At 62.6% G+C, this 516-nt stretch carries 1 pseudogene; it reads right to left on the bottom strand.

Going from position 1 to position 516, the window contains the following annotated elements:
* Positions 1 to 516 (bottom strand): annotated as a pseudogene (locus DK926_RS27190) (IS3 family transposase); the annotation flags it as partial.

Genomic DNA, 516 nt, shown 5'->3' on the forward strand with positions numbered 1-516 from the left:
GTAACCCATACCCGGTTGGGTTCGTCCGCCCGGAACTGCCGGTTCAGTAGATCTCCCGCCCGGACACCGTCCGCGGAACGAATGGTGGTTCTGATGCCCTTCGCTCGCCGAACACCATTGAGCGACAACAACTTCATTGCACGATCCACCGAACCGTACGAGACACCTGGGGTGACTGTTCGGTCCAGATGAGCGCGCATCTTCACCCGCCCGTACAAGCCCTCCGGGTTCATCCGGCGCCGACCGTCGGTGTCGGTGCGCCAGGCGGCATCGCGAACGGCATCGACGACGTGGGCGTCGGATACGGTGCGCGCAGCGGGTTTGCGTGTCCGCCATGCTCGGTAGGTTCTCGCGGCGATCTGACACCCCTGATCACGTAGGGTCCGGCAGACCGACTCGACCGCAAAACCATTGGCGCGCAACGAATCTATGAACGCTATGATCATCGATTGCGGGGGTCGAGTTCCCCCGCGAAGAAAGTCGTCGCCGCTTTCAAGATCGCGACGTCCTCGCGTA

The organism is Rhodococcus sp. Eu-32 (assembly GCF_003336925.1).
GTDB lineage: Bacteria > Actinomycetota > Actinomycetes > Mycobacteriales > Mycobacteriaceae > Rhodococcoides > Rhodococcoides kyotonensis_B.